At 58.2% G+C, this 24,741-nt stretch carries 21 protein-coding genes; 4 read left to right on the top strand and 17 right to left on the bottom strand.

Features of this window, described 5'->3' with window-relative positions; genetic code table 11:
- Positions 1-509: 509 nt before the first annotated feature.
- From PV407_RS17225 to infB, 16 genes are all read right to left on the bottom strand, one after another.
- Positions 510-2,186: a ribonuclease J gene (locus tag PV407_RS17225; RefSeq protein ID WP_332091159.1), complete on the bottom strand. Its 1,677-nt coding sequence runs from the start codon at positions 2,184-2,186 to the stop codon at positions 510-512.
- Positions 2,187-2,377: 191 nt separating this feature from the next.
- Positions 2,378-3,259 carry a 4-hydroxy-tetrahydrodipicolinate synthase gene (gene dapA, locus PV407_RS17220; protein WP_332091158.1) on the bottom strand — a complete coding sequence of 294 codons (882 nt, stop codon included), beginning with the start codon at positions 3,257-3,259 and terminating at the stop codon, positions 2,378-2,380.
- 118 nt (positions 3,260-3,377) lie between these two features.
- The gene (gene dapG, locus PV407_RS17215; protein WP_332091157.1) at positions 3,378-4,595 is read right to left on the bottom strand and encodes an aspartate kinase; all 1,218 of its coding nucleotides are present in this window, start codon (positions 4,593-4,595) and stop codon (positions 3,378-3,380) included.
- A 36-nt stretch (positions 4,596-4,631) separates the two neighbouring features.
- Positions 4,632-5,672, bottom strand: a complete 1,041-nt coding sequence (locus PV407_RS17210) for an aspartate-semialdehyde dehydrogenase (protein WP_332091156.1) — start codon at positions 5,670-5,672, stop codon at positions 4,632-4,634.
- 29 nt (positions 5,673-5,701) lie between these two features.
- On the bottom strand, positions 5,702-6,304 hold the full coding sequence (locus PV407_RS17205) for a dipicolinate synthase subunit B (RefSeq protein WP_332091155.1): 603 nt from the start codon (positions 6,302-6,304) through the stop codon (positions 5,702-5,704).
- Complete coding sequence (gene dpsA, locus PV407_RS17200) at positions 6,301-7,200, bottom strand: dipicolinate synthase subunit DpsA (RefSeq protein ID WP_332091154.1); 900 nt, start codon at positions 7,198-7,200, stop codon at positions 6,301-6,303. Before dpsA ends, PV407_RS17205 begins: the two co-directional genes overlap by 4 nt.
- Positions 7,201-7,411: 211 nt before the next feature.
- The gene (gene dut, locus PV407_RS17195) at positions 7,412-7,861 is read right to left on the bottom strand and encodes a dUTP diphosphatase (RefSeq protein ID WP_332091153.1); all 450 of its coding nucleotides are present in this window, start codon (positions 7,859-7,861) and stop codon (positions 7,412-7,414) included.
- Complete coding sequence (locus tag PV407_RS17190; protein WP_332091152.1) at positions 7,845-9,104, bottom strand: M16 family metallopeptidase; 1,260 nt, start codon at positions 9,102-9,104, stop codon at positions 7,845-7,847. Before PV407_RS17190 ends, dut begins: the two co-directional genes overlap by 17 nt.
- Before the next feature lie 118 nt (positions 9,105-9,222).
- Positions 9,223-10,248 carry a polysaccharide deacetylase family protein gene (locus tag PV407_RS17185; protein WP_332091151.1) on the bottom strand — a complete coding sequence of 342 codons (1,026 nt, stop codon included), beginning with the start codon at positions 10,246-10,248 and terminating at the stop codon, positions 9,223-9,225.
- 890 nt (positions 10,249-11,138) lie between these two features.
- A complete protein-coding gene (gene pnp / locus PV407_RS17180; RefSeq protein WP_332091150.1) occupies positions 11,139-13,244 on the bottom strand; it encodes a polyribonucleotide nucleotidyltransferase in 2,106 nt (701 codons plus the stop codon).
- Positions 13,245-13,444: 200 nt separating this feature from the next.
- Positions 13,445-13,714, bottom strand: coding sequence for a 30S ribosomal protein S15 (gene rpsO, locus PV407_RS17175; RefSeq protein ID WP_332091149.1), 270 nt, complete (start codon positions 13,712-13,714; stop codon positions 13,445-13,447).
- 175 nt (positions 13,715-13,889) lie between these two features.
- A complete protein-coding gene (locus tag PV407_RS17170) occupies positions 13,890-14,873 on the bottom strand; it encodes a bifunctional riboflavin kinase/FAD synthetase (protein ID WP_332091148.1) in 984 nt (327 codons plus the stop codon).
- Positions 14,874-14,887: 14 nt separating this feature from the next.
- Positions 14,888-15,829 (bottom strand): tRNA pseudouridine(55) synthase TruB, encoded by a 942-nt coding sequence (gene truB / locus PV407_RS17165; protein WP_332091147.1) that lies wholly within the window; start codon positions 15,827-15,829, stop codon positions 14,888-14,890.
- On the bottom strand, positions 15,826-16,824 hold the full coding sequence (locus tag PV407_RS17160) for a DHH family phosphoesterase (protein WP_332091146.1): 999 nt from the start codon (positions 16,822-16,824) through the stop codon (positions 15,826-15,828). The genes truB and PV407_RS17160 overlap by 4 nt, the downstream gene beginning before the upstream one ends.
- Entirely contained in the window at positions 16,821-17,180 is a 360-nt protein-coding gene (rbfA, locus tag PV407_RS17155) for a 30S ribosome-binding factor RbfA (protein WP_332091145.1), read from the bottom strand. Before rbfA ends, PV407_RS17160 begins: the two co-directional genes overlap by 4 nt.
- Before the next feature lie 6 nt (positions 17,181-17,186).
- Positions 17,187-19,148: a translation initiation factor IF-2 gene (infB, locus tag PV407_RS17150; protein ID WP_332091144.1), complete on the bottom strand. Its 1,962-nt coding sequence runs from the start codon at positions 19,146-19,148 to the stop codon at positions 17,187-17,189.
- Positions 19,149-19,265: 117 nt separating this feature from the next.
- Here infB and PV407_RS17145 point away from each other — a divergent pair, with 117 nt between their 5' ends.
- A complete protein-coding gene (locus tag PV407_RS17145; protein ID WP_332091143.1) occupies positions 19,266-20,912 on the top strand; it encodes a helix-turn-helix transcriptional regulator in 1,647 nt (548 codons plus the stop codon).
- Positions 20,913-21,063: 151 nt separating this feature from the next.
- Here the strand turns inward: PV407_RS17145 and PV407_RS17140 are convergent, their stop codons facing one another.
- Positions 21,064-21,228: a hypothetical protein gene (locus PV407_RS17140; RefSeq protein ID WP_332091142.1), complete on the bottom strand. Its 165-nt coding sequence runs from the start codon at positions 21,226-21,228 to the stop codon at positions 21,064-21,066.
- A gap of 196 nt (positions 21,229-21,424) precedes the next feature.
- On the opposite strand from PV407_RS17140, the gene PV407_RS17135 reads away from it, so the two are divergent.
- The 3 genes from PV407_RS17135 (at position 21,425) to PV407_RS17125 (ending at position 24,646) form a co-directional block, all read left to right on the top strand.
- Positions 21,425-22,387 carry a metal-dependent hydrolase gene (locus PV407_RS17135; RefSeq protein ID WP_332091141.1) on the top strand — a complete coding sequence of 321 codons (963 nt, stop codon included), beginning with the start codon at positions 21,425-21,427 and terminating at the stop codon, positions 22,385-22,387.
- 347 nt (positions 22,388-22,734) lie between these two features.
- Positions 22,735-23,685 (top strand): ABC transporter permease, encoded by a 951-nt coding sequence (locus PV407_RS17130; RefSeq protein ID WP_442951676.1) that lies wholly within the window; start codon positions 22,735-22,737, stop codon positions 23,683-23,685.
- Between the two features lie 25 nt (positions 23,686-23,710).
- Positions 23,711-24,646: a carbohydrate ABC transporter permease gene (locus tag PV407_RS17125; protein WP_332091139.1), complete on the top strand. Its 936-nt coding sequence runs from the start codon at positions 23,711-23,713 to the stop codon at positions 24,644-24,646.
- Positions 24,647-24,741: the final 95 nt, after the last annotated feature.

The following is a 24,741-nucleotide window of genomic DNA, read 5'->3' as shown; positions in this document are numbered from 1 at the left end:
CAGACCCTCCTCCTGTAGTCTTCCATAGTATGGATCGGGTCTGAAATTTTATCCGGGCGGCTCGTTTGGAAAAGGTTTGCTAATTGCGGTCGATGGACGAGCGCAGCAAGATGCGCCTACCAAAAGTTCGAAATAAAGCTTCATGACGAAGTCATGATGGCGGGAAATAACCACGTTAGGACTTTTCATCGTGAAGTAGCAGGTCCCTCCAATCGGGCAAACATTGCGTAAGAACACTAACTGCAAGCGTGTCCGGCGATTCCCTGCTTGAAAACGCTTCTTCCGGACGAGAGCGTTCATACGCCTGGGTAACCATCGAAGACGGCCCGGACGAAGGTACGCTTCTTGGCTGGGTCTCGGGGCGCAGCGCCCGAGTCCTCCCCCTTGGCGAAGGGGGAAAGAGGGGGATCGAAATGTCGAAAAGAAAAAGCTTCCCCGCGCCAAGCGGGAAAGCTCATCATAAACGTGTTCGGGTATCGTTGGGTTCAGTGACTAGCGTTTTTACCGGATTACACTTCCATAATAATCGGCAAAATCATTGGTCTTCTTCGGGTTTGTTCATATAAAAATCGTCCGAGTGCATCTTTGACATGCGTCTTGAGCGAGGCCCACTCATTGACGTTTTCGACCATCAGTCGATTCAGCGTGCTGCTGACGATGCGGTTCGCTTCGTCGAGCAGCCCTTCGGATTCGCGCACATACACGAAACCGCGCGAAATGATGTCGGGCCCCGACATGATCGTTCCGTCCTGCTTGCTCAGCGTTACGACGACGACCAAGATTCCGTCCTGCGACAAAAGCTTGCGGTCGCGCAATACAATGTTGCCCACGTCGCCCACGCCGAGTCCGTCGATCAGCACGTTGCCGCAAGGAACGCGAGGTCCTCTGCGCGCCACGCCGCCTTGAATTTCAACCGTATCGCCGATATCGACGATGAATATGTTTTCGCGGTCGATTCCGACCGATTCGGCAAGATGCGCGTGCTGGCGAAGCATCCGGTATTCGCCGTGAACCGGTATGAAATATTTCGGCTTCATCATATTCAGCATGAGCTTGAGCTCTTCCTGGCTGCCGTGACCGGAAACGTGAACGCCGGTAACCGATCCCGATCCGTAGATGACGTTCGCGCCGATGCGGAAAAGCTCATCCACGGTGCGTCCGACAAACCGTTCGTTGCCCGGAATCGGCGTCGCCGCGATGACGACCGTATCGCCCGGCAATATATCGACCTTCCGGTGATTGGACCGAGCCATCCGGGTCAGCGCCGACATCGGTTCGCCCTGACTGCCGGTCGACAAAATGACTACCCGGTCGGCCGCAAGCTTGTTCACTTCTTCCGGTTCGATCAGCATGCCGTCCGGGATGTGCAAATAGCCGAGTTCGCTTGCGATGTTCACCACGTTGACCATGCTTCTGCCGATGACGGCCATCTTCCGGCGCGTAGCTTCCGCCGCGTTGATGACCTGCTGAATGCGGTGCACGTTCGAAGCGAACGTCGCCACGACGACGCGCTGCTTCGCCTTGCGGAACACTTCTTCCAGCTCCGCTCCGACGGTACGCTCGGAGCCCGTATATCCGGCGCGCTCGGCGTTCGTGCTGTCGGACATGAGAGCCAGTACGCCGCGCCGGCCGATATCGGCCATTTTATGCAAATCCGCGTATTGATCGTTAACCGGAGTTTGATCGAATTTGAAGTCGCCCGTATGAACGACGAGTCCTTCCGGCGTATCGAGACAAACGCCGACCGAGTCCGGAATGCTATGGTTCGTCCGGAAGAAGGTTGCTTTCATCGACCCGAGCTGAACTTCCGAATCGGCGTTAATCAAGATCCGTTTCGTTTCGCCGAGCAAATTCGCTTCCTTCAGCTTCGCTTCGATCAAGCCGAGCGTAAGCTTCGTTCCGTATACGGGAACGTTCAAATATTTGAGAACATACGGCAATCCGCCGATATGGTCCTCGTGGCCGTGCGTAATTAAAATCCCTCTGACTTTATCGCGGTTCTCCGTCAAATACGAAATGTCGGGGATGACGATATCAATGCCGAGCATGTCCTCCTCCGGAAACTTCAGACCGGAATCGATGACGACAATATCGTTCCCGTATTGAACGCAATACATGTTTTTCCCGATTTCGCCCACGCCGCCCAGAGCGAAAATGGATACTTTATCTATATTTTTTTTAGACAAGTCTAACCCTCCTAAGTGATTTTGGCGACGATCTTTATATACCCAGACCAAAGATAACCCGAACCAGTCACTTGTGTTTCATTATACATGAAGCGCATATGCAAATACAAGTCGAGTAATGTTAGCGTTCCCCAAAACAAAAAACCGATGCCTCCGGGCACCGGTTTTCCTCGGTTATTTCCTTATTTCGATCAGCGCTGGAACAGCGCGCGGATAAAACGTTTTTCTTCTTCCGCAGCTTCGACGAGCGGCAACCGGACGCCGCCGACCGGCATGCCGTGCAGGCCGAGCGCGTATTTGACCGGAACCGGATTCGGCACGCGGTGCGGACAGTTGAACAGCCCGTTGAAAATCGGCCGAAGCTTCGCATGCCATTCCGCCGCTTTTTGCACTTCGCCGCCGACGTAGGCGCGGACCATCTGCTGCATTTGTTTGCCGATGACGTGGCTGGCCACGCTGACGATGCCGTACGCGCCGACCGACAGCATCGGCAGCGTCAAAATATCGTCCCCGCTGTATACGTTGAAGCCGCTCGGCGCGTTCGCCGTCAGCTCGGAAACGAGATCGAAATCGGAGTGCGCTTCTTTCGTGGCGACGACGTTAGGCAGCTGCGCCAGCTTCAGCGTCGTCGAAGCGGCGACCGTAATGCCCGTCCGCGACGGAATGTTGTACAGCATGACCGGCAGCTTCGTCGCTTCGGCGGCCGCCTTGAAATGCGCGTAAATGCCGTCCTGCGACGGCCTGTTGTAATAAGGCGCGACGAGCAGCACGCCGTCGACGCCGATCGTTTCGGCTTGCTTCGTCAAATGGATCGTATGCGCCGTATCGTAGCTGCCGGTACCGGCAATAATGCGGCACCGCCCGTTCGCATGCTGAACGGCCACGCGGAACAGCTCGAGCTTCTCTTCTTCGGTGAGCGTCGGGGATTCGCCCGTCGTGCCGCACACGACCAAGCTGTCGGATTGCTGCTCGTCGATCAAATAATCGATCAGCCGCCTCACCCCGTCCCAATCGACCTGCAGATTGGCGTCGAATGGGGTCACCATCGCGGTAATGACTCTTCCGAAATCCACTACTGGTTCCTCCTCAGAGCTTTGCGAAGCAAAGCCGTCTTCGTAAGCATATGCCGAGCTTTGCGAAGCAAAGCCGTCTTCGTAAGCATCAGCCGGGCATTGAGCGGCAAAGCCGGCACTATTTGTCCAAGCTGAACGAATGGTGGAGCGCTTGAATGGCGAGCGTCATGTCGGCTTCCTTCACGAGCACCCATATCGTCGCATTCGAATCGGCCGATTGCAGGATCGGAATATCCCGCTTGGTCAACGCTTCGACGATGCTGGCCATAATGCCCGGAACGCCGTTCATCCCTCCGCCGATGATCGATACTTTGGCGCAGCCGGTCACGAACTCGGGACGATAGCCCATATTCGTTAAAACGGCGATCGCCCGCTCCGATTCGTGATCGAACACCGTATAGCTGACTCCGGATATATTGGCGTTTATAAAATCGACGCTGATCCGGTGCTCCGCCATCGCCTTGAACACGTTTAGCGACAAATCGTACTGGCCTTCCTGCGCGGCCACCTTGATTTGCGTGATCGGCGCGACGTGGGCGATGCCGGTGACGAAACGGTCGTTCAGCTTCCCGTCGGAACGTTCCGCCGCACCCGCATTCGTGACGAGCGTGCCGAGATCGTCGGAAAACGTCGAACGGACCCGAATCGGAACGCCGGCTTCCATCGCGATTTCGACGGCGCGGGGGTGAATCACTTTCGCTCCTTGATACGCCAAATTGCAAATTTCGGCGTAGGTGACCCGTTCGATCGGTCTCGCTTTGTCGACAATTTTCGGGTCGGCGGTGAAAACTCCGCTTACGTCGGTAAAAATGTCGACGCGCTCGGCGCGAAGCGACGCCCCGAGAGCCGTCGCCGTCGTGTCGCTGCCGCCGCGGCCGAGCGTCGTAATATCGCCGTGCGCCGTTTCGCCCTGAAAGCCCGGAACGATCACAACCTTCCCCTCGGACAATGCCTGTACGACTCGGGAAGGTTGAATGGACTCGATGCGGGCGTCGCCGTACCGCTCGTTCGTCCGTATTCCGGCTTGAGCTCCGGTCAGGACGACGGTCGAAATGTTTTCGGCTTCGAGCAGGCTGCACAAGACGGCGGCCGATATCAGCTCGCCGCAGTGAAGCAGCAAATCTTTTTCCCTGGCGGGAAGGCAGTTGCCGTTCAGACGTATGAGCTCGAGCAATGAATCGGTGGCGTAAGGCTCTCCTTTTCTGCCCATTGCGGAAACGACTACGACAAGCTGGTATGAATCGGCCAAGGCGCGCTTAATATGGCCGATGGCATGAGATCTGGCCCGGGCGTCGGAGAGGGAAGTTCCGCCGAACTTCTGTACGAGAGTACGCATTGGCTTCCCTCCATGCCGGTTTAACGGAATGACGCTTTAGTTTTGTTCGATCGCGATGTACTCGGCGATTTGCACCGCGTTCCAGGCGGCGCCTTTGAGCAGGTTGTCGGAAACGATCCACATGTTGAGCGCGCGCGGATTCGACAAGTCGCGGCGAACGCGTCCGACGAACGTTTCCAGCTTGCCGGCGGCGTCGGTCGCGAGCGGGTACAGCTGCTCATCCGGATTGTCGAGAAGCTCGATGCCCGGCGCGTTCGCAAGCAGCGACTTCACTTCGGCCAAGTCGAAATCGTTTTTCAATTCGACATAAACCGACTCGGAATGCCCGTACACGACCGGGATCCGCACGCAAGTCGCCGTCACTTCAAGCGAATCGTCGTTCATAATTTTTTTCGTTTCGTTGATCATTTTCATTTCTTCGTAAGTAAAGCCATTGTCCGTAAACTTGTCGATTTGCGGGATGGCGTTAAACGCGATTTGATGCTTGACCGGAAGCGACGAAACCGGCAAAATATCCGGGTTGGCGTCGCGGCCTTCGAGCACTTCCTTCGTTTGGCGCTGCATTTCGTGGATCGCTTTGGCGCCGGCGCCGGAAACGGCTTGATACGTCGATACGATGATGCGGGAAATGCCGAAACGGTCGTAAAGCGGCTTCAGCGCCGCTACCATTTGAATCGTCGAGCAGTTCGGGTTGGCGATGACGCCTTTGTGCTCGGCGATTTTGTCGATGTTCACTTCCGGCACGACCAGCGGCGTTTCCGGGTCCATCCGGAACGCGCTCGTGTTGTCGATACAGACCGCACCGTGCTCCACCGCGTGGGGTACGAGCTTGCGACTGACGTCGCCGCCCGCGCTGAACAAGGCGATGTCGATCCCTTTAAAACTTTCGGGCGTCGCTTCTTCGATCGTTATTTCACGGTTTTTGAACTTTATTTTCGTGCCGGCGGAACGCGCGGACGAAAGCAGCTTCAGCTCGTTCACCGGAAAATCCCGTTCAGCCAGCAGGCGGATGATCTGCTCACCCACCGCGCCGGTTGCACCGACTACGGCGACATTGAAAAGTTTTTGGTTCGACATGACTTGGTTCTCCCCTTAAGAAATGATGATTATGATATGAAATCCTGGAACCTTTCGATAAGCAGCGGCTGCAGCTGTCTTCCTTCCAGCGCGGCTGCACACGTGTCCATGATCAGCTCCATCCGCGCCACGAGCGAATTCGGCTTTTGGGCCGGATTGTCCTGGCCGAACGGAACGAAATAAATGTTTTTGGCTACGAGGAGCTTGGCGATATTGGCGGCATTGAGGCCGAGTCCGTCGTTCGTGGAGATGGCGAGCACGAGCGGACGCTGATTGCGCATCTGCGCTTTGGCGGCCATCAGTACGGCGCTGTCGGTCATCGCGTTCGCAAGCCGGCTCGTCGTGTTGCCCGTGCAAGGCGCGATCAGCATGACGTCGAGCAATTTGGAAGGTCCGAGCGGCTCCGCATCCACAATTGAAGAAATGATATCATTCCCGGTTATATCTTTCAACTGTTTTTGCCAATTTTCCGAGGTGCCGAACCGCGTATCGGTCGTCATGAGCGTTTGCGAGGCGATCGGAATCACCCTCGCTCCGGCGTCGACGAAGCTTTGAATATGCGGCATCGTTTCGGCAAACGTGCAGTGAGAGCCGGTCAAAGCGAAACCGACCGTCTTCCCCGTCCAGTTCATTGCGCATTCCTCCCGGTCGTAACGTCTTCCAAGATCAGCTGGCTTATCGTGTTCGCGATAATGCGGCCAGCCGTTTTCGGTGCGACGATTCCGGGAAGTCCTGGCGCAAGCATCGCCTTCACGCCGCGTTTTTCCGCGAAGCGGAAATCGGTGCCGCCGGGCTTCGACGCAAGGTCGATAATGACGGCGCGGTGCGGCATTCCGGCAATAATTTGCGCTGTGACTATCATAGTCGGAATCGTATTAAAAAGCAAGTCGATATTGGTCACCTTTTGGGCCAGCTCGCTAAGGTAAAACGGCGTAAAACCCATCTCCCACGCCCGGGCGAAATGCTCCGGTTTGCGGATGCCGACAAGCACGTTCGCCCCGAGCCCCTTCAGCGTCCGCGCCATCGTCAAGCCGGTGCGGCCCATGCCGAGAACCATGCAGACCGAGCCGTGAATCGTAATATCCGTATTTTGGATCGCCATCATGAGGGCGCCTTCCGCGGTAGGAATCGAATTGTAAATCGCCACGTCGTCCCGCTCGAGCAGCTCGATCAGCCTGATGTTGTGCTCCGAGCTAAGCTTCTTTAAATAGGGCTTCGCCATTCCGGTGTATATTTTGGCATGCGACGGCAGAGCGGCGAGATGGTCGCCCGTCAAAATGAGTTCCGTTCCCGAAAATATCGATTCGACGACGCCGTTGTCGTCCGTCCCGACGACCGGCAGTATGACGGCGTCCGTCTTTTCGAGCGATTCCGGCGTCAAAGCGAGCTTCGAAACGCCGCTGTACGAGTACTGCAAATTGTCGAACCCGATCAGGGTGACGGCCGCGTCCAGCTCCGAAAATTTCTGGATCACTTCCAATTGGCGGGCGTCTCCGCCAATGAGCGTAATTTGAATGCCGGTCAGCATGATTACACCCCTTTCATACAACCGAGTATACGACATCTTATGCGGTCTTGCGCCGATGGGTTACAGCCCAAGACGAGCGGCCGTCCGCGCGTCCTCCCGCGGAACGCGGGCGTCCCCCCGGCCGCCGGCGGCGGCTTAACCGAAAAAACCGCCAATTTCCGGATCGGAAATGGCGGTTTCGTAATCGTTATCGTTATCGATCGGTCTCGCATCATTGCGTGCCGGTATGGCCGAACCCTCCGGAGCCGCGCTCCGTTTCGTCCAAATCGGCGACTTCGGCAAGCCGCACCGGAGGGACGAGCTGGAACACCATTTGGGCGATCCGTTCGTTGCGTTCGATCGTAAAAGGAGCTTGTCCCAAATTGACGAGCAGCACTTTGATCTCTCCGCGGTAATCGGCGTCGATCGTTCCCGGCGTATTCAGGCAGGTGATGCCGTGCTTCAGGGCGAGGCCGCTGCGCGGCCGTATTTGCGCCTCCAGCTCGCCCGGCATCGCGATCGCGATCCCGGTCGGAATGAGGGCGCGTTCCCCGGGCCCGAGCGTAACCGGCTCGGATACGGCCGCGTGCAAGTCGAAGCCGCTGGCGAGCGCGGACATTTTTTGCGGGAGCCGGACGTCTTCGCAGCCGGGCAGCCGCTTCACTTTAACTTCGTATGACAAGAGAGTCCCTCCTGAACGTTTGGATCGCTTTGTCCGATTTCCCGACCATCGCCAGCGCGAAAGGCCGGGAAAAGAGCCGATTGACCAGCCCGCGAATGTCGTCCTGCGACACGGAATCGATCATGGCGAGTATCTCGTCGAGCGTATGGTGAACGCCGAGCATCAGCTCGTTTTTGCCGAGCCGGTTCATCCGGCTGCTCGTGCTTTCGAGGCTGAGAATGAAGCTGCCCTTCAGCTGCTCCTTTCCTTTGCGCAGCTCCTCGTCGGACAGCCCTTTCCGCACGACGCCTTCCAGGACGTCCATCGTCACCTTCAGCACCTCGTCCGTTTGCTTCGGCGCCGTCCCCATATAGATCGTAAACTCGCCGCTGTCGGCATGCGCCGTATGATACGAATAAACGGAGTACGCGAGTCCCCGTTTCTCGCGAATTTCCTGGAACAAATACGAGCTCATCCCGCCGCCGATCAAATTGTTGAGCAAAATCATCGGGTACAGCATCGGATCGTGCAGCGAGCAGCCGGGAAGCGACAAGCAAATATGGTTTTGCTCCGTTTTTTTCGCATGGAACAGCGACTCGCCGACAAACGCGGGCGCTTCCAGCCTGCTCGCCGTTCCCGTATTGCGAAACGAGCCGAAATGGCGTTCGAGCAGCTCGGTGACGCTCTCGTCGATATTGCCGGCCAGCGAGATGACGGTGTTCGGAATCGAGTAATGGTCGTTCATATATTGCCGGAGCGTATCCGGCTGCATGGCGCGCAAATTTTGCTCGGTGCCGAGTATCGAATACGCGAGCGGGTGATCGCTGTACGACGCTTTGGCGATCAGGTCGTGCACGAGATCGTCCGGCGTGTCGTCGTACATCGAGATTTCTTCCAGAATGACGTTGCGTTCCTTGTCGAGCTCCGCCTGGTCGAGCTTCGAATGGAAAAACATGTCGGCCAGCACGTCGACGGCGAGAGGCAGATGCGTATCCAGCACTTTGGCGTAATAACACGTATATTCTTTGGCCGTAAAGGCGTTCACGTTGCCGCCGATTCCGTCGAAAATTTCCGCGATATCTTGGGCCGAATACCGCTCCGTGCCTTTAAACAGCATATGTTCGATAAAATGCGAAATGCCGTTGTTCGCCGCGCCTTCATGACGCGATCCGGTCTTGATCCATATGCCGAACGAAACCGAACGATAGGTCGGAATCGGTTCCGCGATGATCCGCAGCCCGTTGCTGAGCGTCTTTTTGATCAAAATGGGGCTCCCCCTTATTATGGAAACGTAAGTAATCGTAACGATGCGGTTTGGGCGAACTCGTTAGCGCTTAGGACGACGGTCGGTCCCGCGTACTCCCATGATAGTAACAAAAAAACTACGGATGCTCAACCTTTGGAACCCGATTCGGCGATATTACTTCGGAGACGGTGCCGAGGACCAGCCCTTTGTCCCGAATCGTCTTGATCATTCCTTCGAGCGCCCCGGACGCCGATGCCGTCGGATGCATCAAGATGAGCGCCCCCGGCTCGACGCGGGCGGCGATTTTGCGAACGATCGAATCGGAGCTCGGTTTCGTCCAGTCGACCGTGTCGAGCGTCCACAGAATCGTCCTCAAGTTCATCTCGTGCGCCACCTTTACGGTCAGGCTGCTGAAGTCGCCGGAGGGCGGCGCGAACAGCGTATTGTCCACTCCCAGCTGTTCCTTGAGCAGCCGCTGCGTCCGTTCGATTTCCCGCACCGTATCCTCCCTCCCCAGCTTGCTCATATCTTTGTGCGAATAAGCGTGGTTGGACAGCTCGTGCCCTTTTTGCCGGATCGTTTTGGCCGTTTCGACGTTTTTGCTCAGCCACGAGCCGTCGAAAAAAAAGGTGGCGCGAACCCCTTCCTTCTCCAGCACGTCCAGCATCGTTCCGATATATTCGTTCCCCCATGCGACGTTGATCATGAAGGCGGCCATCGGCTTTTTCGGATTGCCTTTGTAGATCGGTTCGGCGCCGAGATCGTCGAGGCCGACGCTCGGGGGAATTTCTTTGTACACGAACGGAATGCCGTTTTCCGTTCCGCGCTGCATCGCCAGCTTCCACGTGCCCTCGATGTCCACCTCGATCCCGTTGTAGCCGGGAATCGCTTTCCAAACGCGGTCGATCTTGGCGTCGATCGGCGCCTCCTTCCGCTTCTCGGCCTCGTCCTTGATGGACTGCAGCAGCTGCTCCTCGTTCGGCTTGATCGATGTCGTCCGCGATGCCGGGTCCGGGCCGTCGAACGGCTCGACGTACCGGTACGCCGTCCCCGAGCTTTGGCCGAGCGAGCGCACGTACGCGTCCAGGCTGCCGGAGCTGAGCGCTCCCCAAGTCGCGAGCGTCAAGGCCGCTCCGATGACGATCACTTTTACGTTTTTCATCTCCCCATACCCCGATCCGTAAGTTTGTACCAATTTTATGTCGGACAGCCCGGGGATATGTCGGGATTAAGAAAATCGTCTATCGACGTATTATGAGGATGAACGCAAACCGTCGGGTTCCAAAACGTAACGGACGCCACGGAGCTTATTTCGCGAAAATCGGCCGTTTTCCACTCGTAACGGACACCACCTGCGCTTACTTTCTCCGAACCGCCGTTCAAGAAGGGGCTTTTCGCCAAATAGCTGAGCCTGTGTCCGTTAGAAAAAAATAAGCCGTTATTAGGCTCAATAGCGTCCGCCATGTCCGTTAGACGCTTGGAACTTGGGGCCCGTCCCGCAACCGCCCCACGCTCGCCCCACGCTCCAACTCCCGGCGACGCCGGCGCAGGTCATACGGGCCGATATCGTGTGTCCCGCCGCCGGCAGCAGGACCGCTCCGTTAAGCAAAGGTCGGGACAGGACGGTCTTTTCTGTGCAAACCGAACCATGTTGGTTGTGCCGAAACGGCAGCGAAGCGGGAAGCGAGATGGAAATGTTCCCGCTATTTTCGGGTCGATTCCCGTTTCCGGGCAAAACAACGGGAAAACGTCCCACTATTTTCGACCGAACCGCGCATTTCGCCGATACAGAGCCATTATAACTGGAGCTTCTCCCGGTATTTCAAAACGACGCCTATACGAGAGTGAGTTAACAGGAGGTTTTCCGATTCGTTCGATTCCAGTGGCCCGACAGTATAAGGATACGCCGGACGTGGAAACGAAGGTTTGCAAAACACTAAGAAGGAGGCCGAAAAGATATAAGTTCTAATTGATAACCACTATTTGTCCATAAAAAAAGAGACAGACTGCTCTGGCTCTTTGTTTGAAAAAGTATGCGGTTGGTTGCGGGCGTCAGCTTTGCGTCGGCACTTGAGGCGCCGCCAGCGTCGCTTTGCGCGACAAATTGACGCGTCCTTGATTGTCGATTTCGGTGACTTTGACCGTAATTTGATCGCCGATTTTGAGTACGTCTTCGACTTTCGCCACGCGCTCGTTCGATATTTGCGAAATGTGGACGAGACCGTCCTTGCCCGGCAAAATTTCGACGAAAGCGCCGAACTTCTCGATCCGCCGCACCGTGCCGAGGTACGTTTCGCCTACGACGACTTCGCGGACGATGCCTTCGATGATCGACTTCGCTTTCTCGTTCATCTCCGCGTTGGACGAAGCGATGAATACGGTGCCGTCCTGCTCGATATCGATCTTGACGCCGGTTTCCTCGATGATTTTGTTGATCACTTTGCCGCCGGCTCCGATCACTTCGCGGATTTTGTCCGGATTGATGTGCATGATGACGATTTTCGGCGCGTAAGGCGAAAGTGCTTTCCGCGGCTCGGCGATCGCCTCCATCATTTTGCCCAAAATGAACATCCGGCCTTCCTTCGCCTGCGCGAGCGCTTCGGTCAATATCGAACGGTCGATGCCGTCGATCTTGATGTCCATCTGAATGGCCGTCACGCCGGCCGACGTCCCGGCGACCTTGAAGTCCATATCGCCCAGATGGTCTTCCATGCCTTGAATGTCGGTCAATATCGAGAAATGCTCCCCGTCCTTGATGAGCCCCATCGCCACGCCCGCCACCGGCGCTTTGATCGGCACCCCGGCGTCCATCATCGCCAGCGTGCTGGCGCATATGCTGGCCTGCGACGTCGAACCGTTCGACTCGAGCACCTCGGATACGAGACGGATCGTGTACGGGAATTCGGATTCCGGCGGAATGACTTTCGCCAAAGCCCGTTCGCCAAGCGCGCCGTGGCCGATTTCGCGGCGTCCCGGGGCGCGCAGCGGTCTCGCTTCGCCGACGCTGAACGGCGGGAAGTTATAATGGTGCATAAACCGCTTCGTTTCTTCCAAATCGAGTCCGTCCAAAATTTGCACGTCGCCGAGCGCCCCGAGCGTACATACGCTGAGCGCCTGCGTTTGCCCGCGCGTAAACAAGCCGGAGCCGTGCGTGCGCGGCAGTATGGCCGTATCGCATTCGATCGGGCGAATTTCGCTCAGGCCGCGGCCGTCCGGACGAACTTTATCGTGCGTAATGAGGCGGCGCACTTCTTCCTTGACGATATCGTACAGCACTTCCTTGACGTCGCTCAGCTTTTCCGGCGTCTCGGCGTACGCTTGCGAGAAATGGTCGACCGCTTCGCCGTTGATCGCGTCGATCGCGTCCTGGCGCGCGTGCTTCTCCGGAATGCGGATCGCTTCCACCAAACGGGCGGCGGCGAACTCGCGAACGTCCGCGCTCACTTGCGGATCGACCGCGTGCAGCTTCACTTCCATCTTCGGCTTGCCGGCGTCGCGCGCGAATGATTCGATCACGTCGATCGTTTTCTTGATTTCTTCGTGGCCGAACATGATCGCTTCCAAAATATGCTCTTCCGGCACTTCGTTCGCTTCGGCCTCGACCATCATGATCGCGTCTTTCGTCCCGCCGACGACGACGTACATGTCGCTTTTCAGCTCCTGCTCGTGCGTCGGATTAATAATGAACTGACCGTCGATTCGTCCGACGATAACGCCGGCGATCGGTCCGTTGAACGGAACGTCGGAGACGGTCAGCGCCGCCGAGGTGCCGATCATCGCCGCGATTTCGGGCGAGCAGTCTTGATCGACGCTCATGACCATCGCCACGATTTGGACGTCGTTGCGGAACCCTTCGGGGAACAGCGGACGAATCGTACGGTCGGTCAACCGTCCGGCCAAAATCGCTTTCTCGCTCGGGCGGCCTTCCCGCTTAATAAATCCTCCGGGAATTTTCCCTACCGCGTACAGCCTTTCTTCGTAGTTGACGGTAAGCGGGAAAAAATCCAAATCTTTCGGCTCGCTCGAAGCGGTTACGGTACACAGCACGACCGTTTCGCCATAGCGAACGAGCACCGCTCCGTTGGCCTGCTTGGCCAATCGCCCGGTTTCAAACTGAAGCGGCCGACCGCCAAGGTCCATGCTCGCTTTCGTTACCATACAATCCCTCCTGCTCTTATGTAAGCTCGGCTAGCGACTCTCCTTATTTCTGCATACCAACCAGTATTTCCTTCTAACCGAAGAAAATTCCCCGAAAAACCGGGGAATCCCGGGAGCCGGCCCCGTCAGGCCCCATATAGGAAAAAAACAACCGTCCGGCCACGGAGCCGGCTAGGTTGTTTTTCGCTCGCGATTTTACGTTATCGGCGAAGTCCGAGACGTTCGATCAATGCGCTGTAGCGGCCTACGTCGTTGTTTTTCAAGTAGGCAAGCAGCTTGCGGCGTTGACCGACCATTTTGAGCAATCCGCGGCGCGAGTGATGGTCTTTCTTGTGCACGCGCAGATGGTTCGTCAAGTTCACGATGTTTTCCGTAAGGATAGCGATTTGCACTTCCGGAGATCCCGTATCGGATTCATGCTTCTTGAAATCCTGGATCAGCTGGGTTTTGCGTTCTTGAGTCAATGCCATCCCGTTCACCTCCCTATTCGTCAAATAATCGCCGTTAGCCCAGAAGAAGACGGTGAGATCTAGCGACCGAGCCAAGGTTCGTCCGCCGCGGCCGAAATGCCCGGGCAACGGAATTTAGTATAGCACATTCGGGGAACGAAAGTAAACGCCGAAACCGATGAAGCTTCCGGTTCGTTTACGAAAGCCCGTTCCGAAGCCGAGCCGCCTCCTGAACGGGAGAATGGCCGGTCAGTTCGCGGGCCGTAACGGCGTCGCGACGTATTTGCGCAATCAGGTCGTCGACGGAGGCGAACTTTTGCTCGGGCCGGATGTAGGCGACGAATTCGACTTTGACCGTTTCTCCGTATATGTCGGAATCGAAATCGAACAAATGCGCCTCGAGCGTCCGCTTCGCCTTGTCCCCCTCGAAGGTCGGCTTCGTGCCGATATTCATCACGCCGGCATACCGCCTGCCGCCCCATTCGAGCCGCACCGCGTAGACGCCGTTCGCCGGAACGACGTACGGGGCGTCCGGCTCGATGTTGGCCGTCGGAAACCCGATCAGCCTGCCTCTGGCCGCGCCGTGCACGACTTCGCCCGACAAGGCGTAATCGCGTCCGAGAAGCCGGGAAACCCGGCTTACGTCCCCCTGCATGAGCGAATCGCGAATCAGCGTGCTGCTCACTTTCTCGCCGTCCATCCGGTACGGACGCACCACTTCGACGGCGAAACGGCCGGCGGCCAGCTCGCAGAGCGAGTCCGCGTCGCCGCCCCCCTTATGGCCGAACCGGTAATCGAAGCCGATCACGACCGTGCTCGGCTCCATGGGGACGAGAACCTCTTCGACGAATTGCGACGGGCTGATTTGCGAAAACGGCACGTCGAAACGGACGATGTACGCGACGTCGATCCCCGCGTCCTCGAGCAGCTTCAGCTTGTCCTGCAGCGGCGTCAAATGCTCCACGTATTTTTGTTGGCCGAGCACTTCCCGCGGATGCGGGTGGAACGTCATGACCGCGGCGGGAAGACGCAGCTTGCGGGCCGTCTCGACCGCCCTGCGGACGACCTCGCGATGTCCGAGATGCAGCCCGTCAAAATCTCCGATCGCCAGCACTTGTCCGCGTTCGGGCATCCCCGGCACCGGGAAATGCATCGGATAGTTCATCGTTATCGCTTGCATGTCACTCTCACCTGCTAATCGGCGTCCGGCCGGGATAAGCTTTGCGCAAACACTTTTTCGGGACGCAGCGCGTCGCCGTCGCGATCGTACCGGAACAAGCCGACAAACCGGCCGTCCGGGTCGTACATTCGGACAAGCCCGCCCGTTTCCGGCTTGGCCGCGCCTTCCGGCAGCGGGACCGATTTGCCCTGCGCGGCGTGCGCCGCGTCCCGAACGGGTACGGCGATCGCGGGCAAATGCTCGGCGACGCGATCGCCGGGAATGATCCGGGAGGCGAGCCGCCCCGTTCGGTGCAGTTCCTCGATTTGCTCCAAGGTCAGGCAGTCGCCGAGCGTAATCGGGCCGGAGCGGCTGCGAACGAGGTCGGTCATGACCGCCGGGAAACCGAGCGCTTTTCCGATATCGACGCACAGCGTGCGAATGTACGTCCCTTTCGAGCAAAGAACGCGGAAACGGACTTTCGGGTAATCCGCCGTCAAGTCGAGACGAATCGGTTCGATTTCGTAAATGTCGACGCGGCGCGCCTTCCGTTCGATTTGCTTGCCTTCCCGGGCCAGCTCGTACAATTTTTTGCCCCCGACCTTCACCGCGGAATACATCGGCGGCACCTGCTCGATCGTTCCGACGAACGATGCGATCGCTGCGCGCACGTCCGCTTCGGACAGCGCGACTTGTCCCGGCGCAAGCTTCCGGGTCGTTTCCCCGGTCCAATCTTCCGTATCCGTACTGTAACCGATCGTCAGCTCGGCCTCGTACTGCTTCGGAAGCTCCTGAATGTATTCGACGAATCGGGTCGCGCGGCCGAGGCAAAGCGGAAGAACGCCGGTCACTTGGGGATCGAGCGTCCCCGTATGGCCGATCCGCTTCATCCCGAGTATGCGCCGCGCTTTGGCCACGACGTCGTGCGACGTAAATCCGGCCGGTTTGCGAACCGGCAAAACGCCTTCGTATGTCATAGGAACGATTGCCCTACTTCCTTCGTAACCCGCCCGACGACGTCCTCCAGCTCGCCGGCGACCGTACAGCCGGAAGCGCGGACGTGTCCGCCCCCGCCGAACGTTTTGGCGATGGCCGCCACGTCGACGTTGCCGTTCGAACGGAAGCTCACCTTGACGGTGCGCTCGTCCGTCTGCTTGAACAGCAGCCCGACTTCGACGCCTTCGATGTTGCGCGGGTACAGGATGAGTCCGTCCAAGTCTTCGGAAGTCGCCCCCGTCTGCCGCATCAGCTCCGCGGACACGACGATCCAGCTCAGCTTGCGGCCGTAATCGAACGAAAGCGTGCCGAGCGCCTGCTTCAAGACGGTTACGTGCGAAAAGCTGATCCGCTCCAGCAGCCGTTCGGCCAGCCGATCCCCGCTGACGCCGATTTCCAAAAGCTCGGCCGCGATCCGCAGCACTTTCGGAGTCGTGTTCGAATAGCGGAAGCCGCCGGTGTCGGTCAGCAGTCCCGTATAGACGGCGGTCGCGAATTCGAGCGACGGCGGCACGTTCATCTCGCGCGCCAAATCGTACAGCAGCTCGACGGTGGCCGCCGCGTCGGGGCGAATGAGCCGAACGTCGCCGAAATGGTCGTTCGACGCGTGATGGTCGATATTGAGGATGCGCGCGTCGTCCGCGAACAGCTCCCTAACGCGTCCGATTCTCGACGCATCCGCGCAATCGACGCTGATGACGCAGCGGAACCGGCGCTCCGGCCGATCGCCGTCCATGCTGGCGATTCGCCCGAACCCTGCCAAATGGTCGAACTTGTCCGGCATGACGCCTTCGTTCGCCATGGTGTACGTTTTGCCCAAACGCTCCAGCAGCAGCCCGACGGCGGCCGTCGAGCCGGCCGCATCGCCGTCGGGGTTCACGTGCGCGACGACGAGGAAATCGTCGTTCGCCTCGATGAACGCCCGGGCGGCGGCCAATTGCTCGGCATAAGAGCGCGTCTCGCGTGGCCCGCTCATACGTTCGGATTCCCGTCTTCCTGAATTTTGTGCAGCAGCCGGTCGATCCGGCTGCCGTATTCGATCGACGCGTCGATCTGGAACTGCAGCTCGGGCGTAATCCGCAGACGGATTCGTTTGCCGAGCTCCGAACGGATGAAGCCGGTCGCCTTGGCGATCGCTTTGAGCGACTCTTCCTTTTCCTGATCGGTGCCGAGAACGCTCAGGTACACCTTCGCCAGCGACAGGTCGTTCGTCACGTCGACTCCGGTTACGGTCACGAAGCCGACGCGGGGATCCTTCAGCTCCGACTGCAAAATTTGGCTCAATTCTTTTTTGATTTGCTCGCCGACACGGCCGACGCGAACTTTAGCCATCCGTCATCACCTTTCCACGGATTCCATCACGAACGCTTCGATGACGTCGCCTTCGCGGATATCGTTGAATTTCTCGATGGAAATGCCGCACTCGTACCCTTGGGCCACTTCGCGGACATCGTCCTTGAACCGTTTGAGCGAATCGATTTTGCCCGTATACACGACGATGCCTTCGCGAATCAGACGAAGTTCGGCCGCGCGCGTAATTTTGCCCGAAGTGACCATGCAGCCGGCGATCGTGCCGATTTTGCTCACCTTGAACAAGTTGCGGACTTCCGCTTGGCCGATGACGACCTCTTTGTAAACCGGGTCGAGCATGCCCTTCATCGCCTGCTCGATCTCTTCGATCACCTTGTAAATGATGCTGTGCAGGCGGATGTCGACTTTTTCCTGCTCGGCCGTCGTCATCGCGGCCGGCTCCGGACGAACGTTGAAGCCGATGATGATCGCGTTCGAAGCGGACGCGAGGATGATGTCCGATTCCGTTATCGCGCCGACGCCGCTGTGAATGATTTTCACGCGAACGCCCTCGACTTCGATTTTTTCCAACGAGCCTTTGAGCGCTTCGACGGACCCTTGCACGTCGCCTTTGATGATGACGTACAAATCTTTGATTTCGCCGTCTTTAATATGCTTGTAAAGATCGTCCAGCGTGACGCGGGTGTTGGCGCCCATCGTCGACTGGCGGTGCGTCGTGAGACGACGCTCGGCGATCGCTCTAGCCTTCCGCTCGTCCTCGAACGCCATGAACGGATCGCCGGCCTGCGGCACATCCGTCAAACCGGTAATTTCGACCGGCGTCGACGGTCCCGCTTCCTTCAGACGGCGCCCTTTGTCGTTCACCATCGCGCGCACGCGGCCGAAGCAGACGCCCGCCACGAACGCGTCGCCGATCTTGAGCGTCCCGTGCTGGATGAGCACGCGGGCGACCGGCCCTTTCCCTTTGTCCAGCTCGGCCTCGATCACGGTGCCTCTCGCCCGTTTGTTCGGGTTCGCTTTGAATTCCTGCACTTCGGCGACGAGCAAAATCATTTCGAGCAGCTCTTCCAAACCGATCCGCTGTTTGGCCGAAATGTTGACGAAAATCGTATCGCCGCCCCATTCTTCCGGCACCAATTCGTATTCCGTCAGCTCTTGCTTGATTTTGTCCGGGTTCGCCTCGGGCTTGTCGATCTTGTTGACCGCCACGATGATCGGCACGCCCGCCGCTTTCGCGTGGCTGATCGCTTCGACCGTTTGCGGCATGACGCCGTCGTCCGCCGCCACGACGATGATCGTGATGTCCGTCACCTGGGCGCCGCGCGCGCGCATCGACGTGAACGCTTCGTGACCCGGCGTATCCAGGAACGTAATCTTTTTATTTTTAATCTCGACCTGATAAGCTCCGATATGCTGCGTAATGCCGCCCGCTTCGCCTTCCGTGACGTTCGTCTGGCGAATCGCGTCAAGCAGCGTCGTCTTCCCGTGGTCGACGTGTCCCATAATCGTCACGACCGGCGGACGTTCGACCAAGTCGGCTTCGTCGTCCTTCTCTTCGATCGTTTCGAAATTGTCTTCCTCGACCGGCAGCTTCACTTCGACGTCGACGTTGAATTCGCCCGCCACCAGCAAAATCGTGTCGAGGTCGAGCTCCTGGTTGATCGTCGCCATCGTTCCGAGGAACAGCAGCTTCTTGATCACTTCGGACGCGTCCTTATGAAGCAGCTTGCAAAGCTCGCCGACCGTCATCGTGCCGCGCACGATAATTTTTTTCGGCGTATTGTCGATTTTTTCTTTGCGCACTTCCTGAGGCTGATGCCGGCCTCTGCCGCCTTTGCCTCCGCGGTTGCCCGCTCCGCCCGAACGGCCGGAAAATCCCGGCTTCGGTTTTTTCGCCCGGCCGGTACCTACCGTGATGTCGTCCAAATTTTCGACCGTCGTGCGAATGACCTCCGCTTTGTTGAAGCGCGGATCGGCGTTTTTCAACACGCCTCCCCGTTCCCGGTCCTGATAGCCGCGGTCGCGGTCGGTGCGCGGAGCCGGCGGCCGCGTATTGGCTGCGGGTGCGACCGGCGCGACTGCGGCCGGACGGCCTCCTCCGCCGCCTTGCGGACGGTCGCCGAACGGACGGCCTCCTCCGCCGCCCTGCGGACGGTCGCCGAACGGACGGCCTCCTCCGCCGCCCTGCGGACGGTCGCCGAACGGGCGGCCTCCTCCGCCGCCTTGGCCGCCGCCCTGCGGACGGTTGCCTTGGTACGGCGGGCGATTTCCGTCGTGGCGGCGCTCGCCGCCTCCCTGGCCGCCGCCCTGCGGACGGTCGCCGAACGGACGGCCTCCTCCGCCGCCTTGGCCGCCGCCTTGCGGACGGTTGCCCTGGTACGGCGGGCGATTTCCGTCGTGGCGGCGCTCGCCGCCGCCTTGACCGCCGCCCTGCGGACGGCCGCCCTGCTCTCGAAATATTTGCTCAAGCCGGCCGGCGACGAAGAAATATTGCAGGCGGTGCTGGATGCGGCCGAGCAGCTGCGCCGGGAGCTCGAGCTGAAGCACAGCCAGGACGCGCTGCAGGAGAAGTGGCGGCATAATTTGCCGAATTTGCAAAACAACTTTTTCGTCAATTGGCTGAACGGCAAATTCGTCGAATGGGAAGTGACCCGCCGCAGCCAGGACGTGCAGCTCGACCTGGAGCGGGATGCCAAGTACGCCGTCGTCGCCGTCGACATGGACCCGGTGCCGGAAGGGGAAACGCGCTTCGGGCAGCAGGATATGCCCGTGCTGCAGTTCGCGCTCGGGGGCATCGCCAAGGAGACGCTGCCGGATTGCTGGGTGTGCTCCGACCCGGGGGGACCGACCGCGCTTATATTCAAGGCTCCGGCGGATAAAGAGGACGGCGACGTCATGCTGCAGATCAACACGGACGTCGCCCGGCTGCTGTCGACGGTGAAGGAATGCCTCAAGCTTACGGCGAGCGGCGGCATTTGCCGGACTCCCGGCAGCCGCGACGAAGTGCCGGAGCTGTACCGGCAAGCCGTTCGCGCGCTGCAAAACCGGATCGTTTACGGCGGCAATATCGCCATCCCGTTCCGCGAGGAGACGGGCAACAAGCCGCTGCTTCCGTCGGATCCGAACATGGAGAAGGCGCTCGAAATCGCCCTGCAGACGGGAGACTGCGAGAAGGCGACGGAAGCGCTCGAGAAGCTGTGGGCGATGAGCGGCATTATGGCCGCGGAATCGGCGGACGACGTGCAGGAGAACATCATGTATTTCGGCGCCCTGCTCATCCGGATTATGCAGCAGCAGGGATGGCCGTTCAAGGAGCTGGCCGGCGACGATTTCGCCCTCTTCTTCAATTTGCAGGCGCTCGGCCGCAAGGAGCAAATTCATGCGCTGCTCGTGCGCGTCGTGCAGCGCGCGGCCGAGTACGTGCACAAGCAGCGCATGTCGGTGAGCCATCAAATCGTCAAGCAGCTGCTCGGCATCGTGGAGGAAGAAATGGATCAGGACATTTCGCTGCATCAGGTCGCCGACCGGCTGTACGTCAATTCGTCCTATCTGAGCCGGTTGTTCAAGCAGGAGACGGGCAAGTCGTTTTCCGCCTACGTCATCGAGCGCAAAATGGAGCGGGCGAAGGCGGCGCTGCAGGCCGGCGCGAAAATCAGCGAAGCGGCCGCCATGGTCGGCTACCACGACGGCAGCTACTTCACGCGCGTCTTCCGCAAATATTGGGGCGTCACGCCGGGCGAGGTACGGCCTTGAGGGCGGCCGGCCGCCCGGTCGATAGAAACGCCAATCCCCGCGCGTCCGCGGCCTTTCTCATCTCGTCTTGCGCCGGCCTGTTCCGGCCGTCGACGACGAGCGAGGCGCGGTTCCGATTCTCGTCGCGGGATGAGGTGCCGGGGACAGGCCGCTATTCCTGGATCGATCTTCGGTACACGGTGAAGCTGTGGCCGTACTTTTGCCTCAAGAGGGGAAGGCGGTCGACGATAAACCAATACAGCTCGCGTCGGTTTTGATTGGACGGCCGGAACGTTTCCCTGATTTCTCCGTCGCAGACGATGTCGAATACTACCACTTCCGCACCTCCCTACTCGTTTACCGTTCATTGTAACGCTCGTTGGTTAACCGGGTGTTAATGGAATTGTAATGAAATGTAAATTACAAAAAGTTTACATAATCGGCAATTTGCGTTGATCCTTCCCCGTTACAATGAAATCGCGGCAAGCGAAAGCGGGCCGCTTCGGCATAAGCAAACGAGGAGGATGAACGAAATGGACACCGGAAGTCATTTGGCCATCGGCTTGACGCTGGCCGGTCTCGCTTACGTCGATCCGGCCGTCGCGCAAAATCCGGAGCTGGCGCAAGCGGTTCTGATCGGCACTTTGGCCGGCTCGAACGCCCCCGATCTCGACTCCTTATTTCGTCTGAAAGGCTTCTCCCACTATATCCGCTTTCATCGGGGCATCACGCATTCGATCCCGGCGCTCTTTATTTGGCCGCTGCTCCTCTCCGTACCTATCGCCCTGGCTTGCCGGTCGCCGGAATGGCTGCCGCATCTGTATGCGTGGAGCTTGATCGCGACCGTGCTTCACGTCGGTCTCGACCTGTTGAACGCCTACGGCGTGCAATGCATGCGGCCCATTCACAACAAATGGATGCATCTGGACGTACTCTCCATCTTCGAGCCGTTCTTGTTCGCGATTCATATCGGCGGGCTTCTGCTGTGGTTCGTATGGGGGGCCGACCCCGCCAACGTGTTCGTCTTGGTTTATGCGCTGAGCTTCGCCTATATCGGATGGCGCGCCTGGCATCATTCCGTGCAGCTGCGTAACGTAAAGCGCCGCCTGAACGCAGAAGGCATTTATCACGTGTTGCCGGATGTTCTCTGGTACAAGTGGAGCTTCGTCGTGGAGACGGAGGATCGCTTCCTTTTCGGGAAAATCGTACGGGGCGCCATTACGCTGGAAGAAACGTATCCGAAGGAAGCGAGCAACGAGGTGATCCGGGCGACGATGGGGACGGACGGCGTCCGCGCGTTTCTCGGATTCGCGCAGCGGGTTCACGTATCGTGGAGCGAAATCAAGGACGGCTACGAGGTCGTCTGGAGCGATGTGAGATTTTGGTATAACCGCAAGCTGCCGTTCGGGGTCGTCGTCCGGCTGGACCGCGATTTGCGCGTCGTCGACGATCGGCTCGGCTGGCGCAAAAAGGCGTGGTCCCCGCCCTACGTATAAAGGCGGGAAATGGCGGCGGCGAGACTGTCGAGCGAAGTCGAAATTACGCGCAAAAAGCGGGCCCGGATTTTCGAATCCGGGCTTTTTGACGCTTCCGCGCATGGCTCGGCGCGAGAGCGGATAGCCGCAAACGCTTGTCCGGAACGTTTTTTCCGCCGCCGCCCGCCCCCCTGCCGGAAGGCTCAGCAACGTTGTCACGAAAGTACCAAAACACGTAAAAGTAGTCCGGTACAGATCGCGCCGCCGTTTGCTATGCTAGTATACGAGACATAATGACCGACGGAAGCGCCTTTCGCGAAGCGCCGCCGCCGATCGGTTCGAAGGGGGACGATAAGATGAAGCCGGCAATGACCGAAGGCACCGGTCCCGCACCGAGAGCACAGAAAACTTATTTTCAAACGCTATGGTCGGATATACGCAAAGACTGGGACTTATATTTGGCGCTGATTCCCGGAATCGCGTTCATATTGCTGTTCAAGTACACGCCGATGTACGGCATTGTCATCGCATTCAAAGACTTCAACATTTTCGACGGACTGGCCGCCAGCCCGTGGGTCGGATGGAAGCATTTCGAGAAGCTGTTCGCGAACGACAGCTTCATTCACGTGTTCCAGAACACGCTCATTATTTCGTTATACAAGCTCATTTTCTTGTTTCCGCTGCCGATCATTATCGCCATCATGCTGAACGAGCTGAAAAACATGCTGTTCAAGCGCGGCATCCAAACGGTCATTTATTTGCCCCACTTCTTGTCGTGGGTTATCGTCAGCGGCCTGTTTATCGACATTTTGTCGACGAACGGCGGCATCGTGAACAAAATCATCGTCGCGCTCGGCGGCGAGCCGATCCGCTTCTTCCTCGACAGCGACATATTCCGCTCGGTGCTCGTTTTCTCGGCCGGATGGAAGGAGACCGGCTGGAGCACGATCGTTTATTTGGCGGCGCTCACGAGCATCGACCCGCAGCTGTACGAGGCGGCCCGGATCGACGGCGCGAGCAAATGGAAGCAGACGCTGCACGTGACGCTGCCGGGTCTCATTCCGATCATCATGCTTATGTTCATTTTGCGCCTCGGCCATATTTTGGAAGCCGGGACGGAGCAAATTCTCGTCATGTACAACCCGAGCGTCTACAACGTATCCGACGTCATCGGCACGTACGTGTACCGGATCGGTCTCGGCGACCAGGACTACAGCTTCTCGACGGCCGTCGGCCTTTTCGATTCGGTCGTAGGCTTCATCCTGATCATGTCGGGCAACTATTTGAGCCGCAAATTCCTGAAGCAGGGGATATGGTAAGCGTAGCGAGAAAGGGGGATTTGCCATGAACGCCGATAACGCCGTAAGCGGCGCGCGTGTGAAAGTAAAATCCCGCGGCATTCGAACGTCCGCCGGGGAAAAAGCATTTACCGTATTCAATTACGTCTTCTTCGTCCTTCTCGGACTGACGACCATTTTTCCGTTCATCAACCTGATCGCCAAATCGTTCAGCAGCGAGGCGGCGGTCGTTTCCGGCATCGTAACGTTTTGGCCGATCGATTTTCAGGTCGGCACATACAAATACGTCGTGCAAAATTCGATGTTTATGAACGCGTTCAAAGTATCGCTCACGGTAACGATATGCGGGACGCTGCTTTCGTTGTTCATGACGACGCTCGCCGCGTATCCGCTGTCGAAGCCGCGCCTTCGCGGTCGCAAATTTTTTATCCTGATGTACATTTTCACGATGCTGTTCAGCGGCGGTCTCATTCCGACGTACCTGCTCATGCAGCAGCTTCACCTGATCGACAAACTGCCGGTGCTGTTCCTGCCGGCGATGGTGAGCGTATACAACATGCTCATTATCAAAAACTATTTCGAGAGCTTGCCGGACGCGCTCGAAGAATCGGCGAAGCTGGACGGCGCCGGCAACCTGACGATCCTGTGGCGGATCATGCTGCCGCTCTCGCTGCCGGTACTGGCGACGATCGCGCTGTTTTTCGCGGTTCAATTCTGGAACGACTACTTCGCTTCGCTCATTTACATCAACTCGGCTCATCTGAAGCCGCTGCAGCTGTACTTGAAGGAGCTGTTCGTCTCCTCCAGCGACACGTTTTTGCGGGCCGGACAGGACATCAACGTCGACGCGGCAATGAATACGTCGCCTCAGGCGATTCAGGCGGCCTCGATCATTTTGGCTACGCTGCCGATTTTGCTAGTCTACCCGTTCCTGCAAAAATATTTCGTCAAAGGCGTGCTCGTCGGCTCCGTGAAAGGCTGACCGCGAGGACTGAAAGGTGGTGGTGCGGAAAAACGGATGGCTATTTGCGATGCTGCATCATTACGAAGCACGACCCGATCGTTTCATGATTTGCA

It is taken from the genome of Paenibacillus sp. GYB003 (assembly GCF_036577625.1).
Taxonomy (GTDB): Bacteria; Bacillota; Bacilli; order Paenibacillales; family NBRC-103111; genus Paenibacillus_AB.
This window is presented reverse-complemented; position numbering and strand designations above follow the sequence as displayed.

Excerpts from the sequence above, each read along its gene's own strand:
- dpsA (WP_332091154.1), bottom strand. The coding sequence starts at position 7,200 with ATGCTGACCGGCATTCAAATTACGCTCATTGGCGGAGACGCCCGCCAA.
- pnp (WP_332091150.1), bottom strand. The coding sequence starts at position 13,244 with ATGGTAACGAAAGCGAGCATGGACCTTGGCGGTCGGCCGCTTCAGTTT.
- PV407_RS17135 (WP_332091141.1), top strand. The coding sequence starts at position 21,425 with ATGGACACCGGAAGTCATTTGGCCATCGGCTTGACGCTGGCCGGTCTC.
- rbfA (WP_332091145.1), bottom strand. The coding sequence starts at position 17,180 with ATGGCTAAAGTTCGCGTCGGCCGTGTCGGCGAGCAAATCAAAAAAGAA.
- PV407_RS17125 (WP_332091139.1), top strand. The coding sequence starts at position 23,711 with ATGAACGCCGATAACGCCGTAAGCGGCGCGCGTGTGAAAGTAAAATCC.
- PV407_RS17185 (WP_332091151.1), bottom strand. The coding sequence starts at position 10,248 with ATGAAAAACGTAAAAGTGATCGTCATCGGAGCGGCCTTGACGCTCGCG.
- truB (WP_332091147.1), bottom strand. The coding sequence starts at position 15,829 with ATGACATACGAAGGCGTTTTGCCGGTTCGCAAACCGGCCGGATTTACG.
- PV407_RS17210 (WP_332091156.1), bottom strand. The coding sequence starts at position 5,672 with ATGTCGAACCAAAAACTTTTCAATGTCGCCGTAGTCGGTGCAACCGGC.
- PV407_RS17170 (WP_332091148.1), bottom strand. The coding sequence starts at position 14,873 with ATGCAAGCGATAACGATGAACTATCCGATGCATTTCCCGGTGCCGGGG.
- rpsO (WP_332091149.1), bottom strand. The coding sequence starts at position 13,714 with ATGGCATTGACTCAAGAACGCAAAACCCAGCTGATCCAGGATTTCAAG.
- PV407_RS17160 (WP_332091146.1), bottom strand. The coding sequence starts at position 16,824 with ATGAGCGGGCCACGCGAGACGCGCTCTTATGCCGAGCAATTGGCCGCC.
- PV407_RS17205 (WP_332091155.1), bottom strand. The coding sequence starts at position 6,304 with ATGAACTGGACGGGGAAGACGGTCGGTTTCGCTTTGACCGGCTCTCAC.
- PV407_RS17130 (WP_442951676.1), top strand. The coding sequence starts at position 22,735 with ATGACCGAAGGCACCGGTCCCGCACCGAGAGCACAGAAAACTTATTTT.
- dapG (WP_332091157.1), bottom strand. The coding sequence starts at position 4,595 with ATGCGTACTCTCGTACAGAAGTTCGGCGGAACTTCCCTCTCCGACGCC.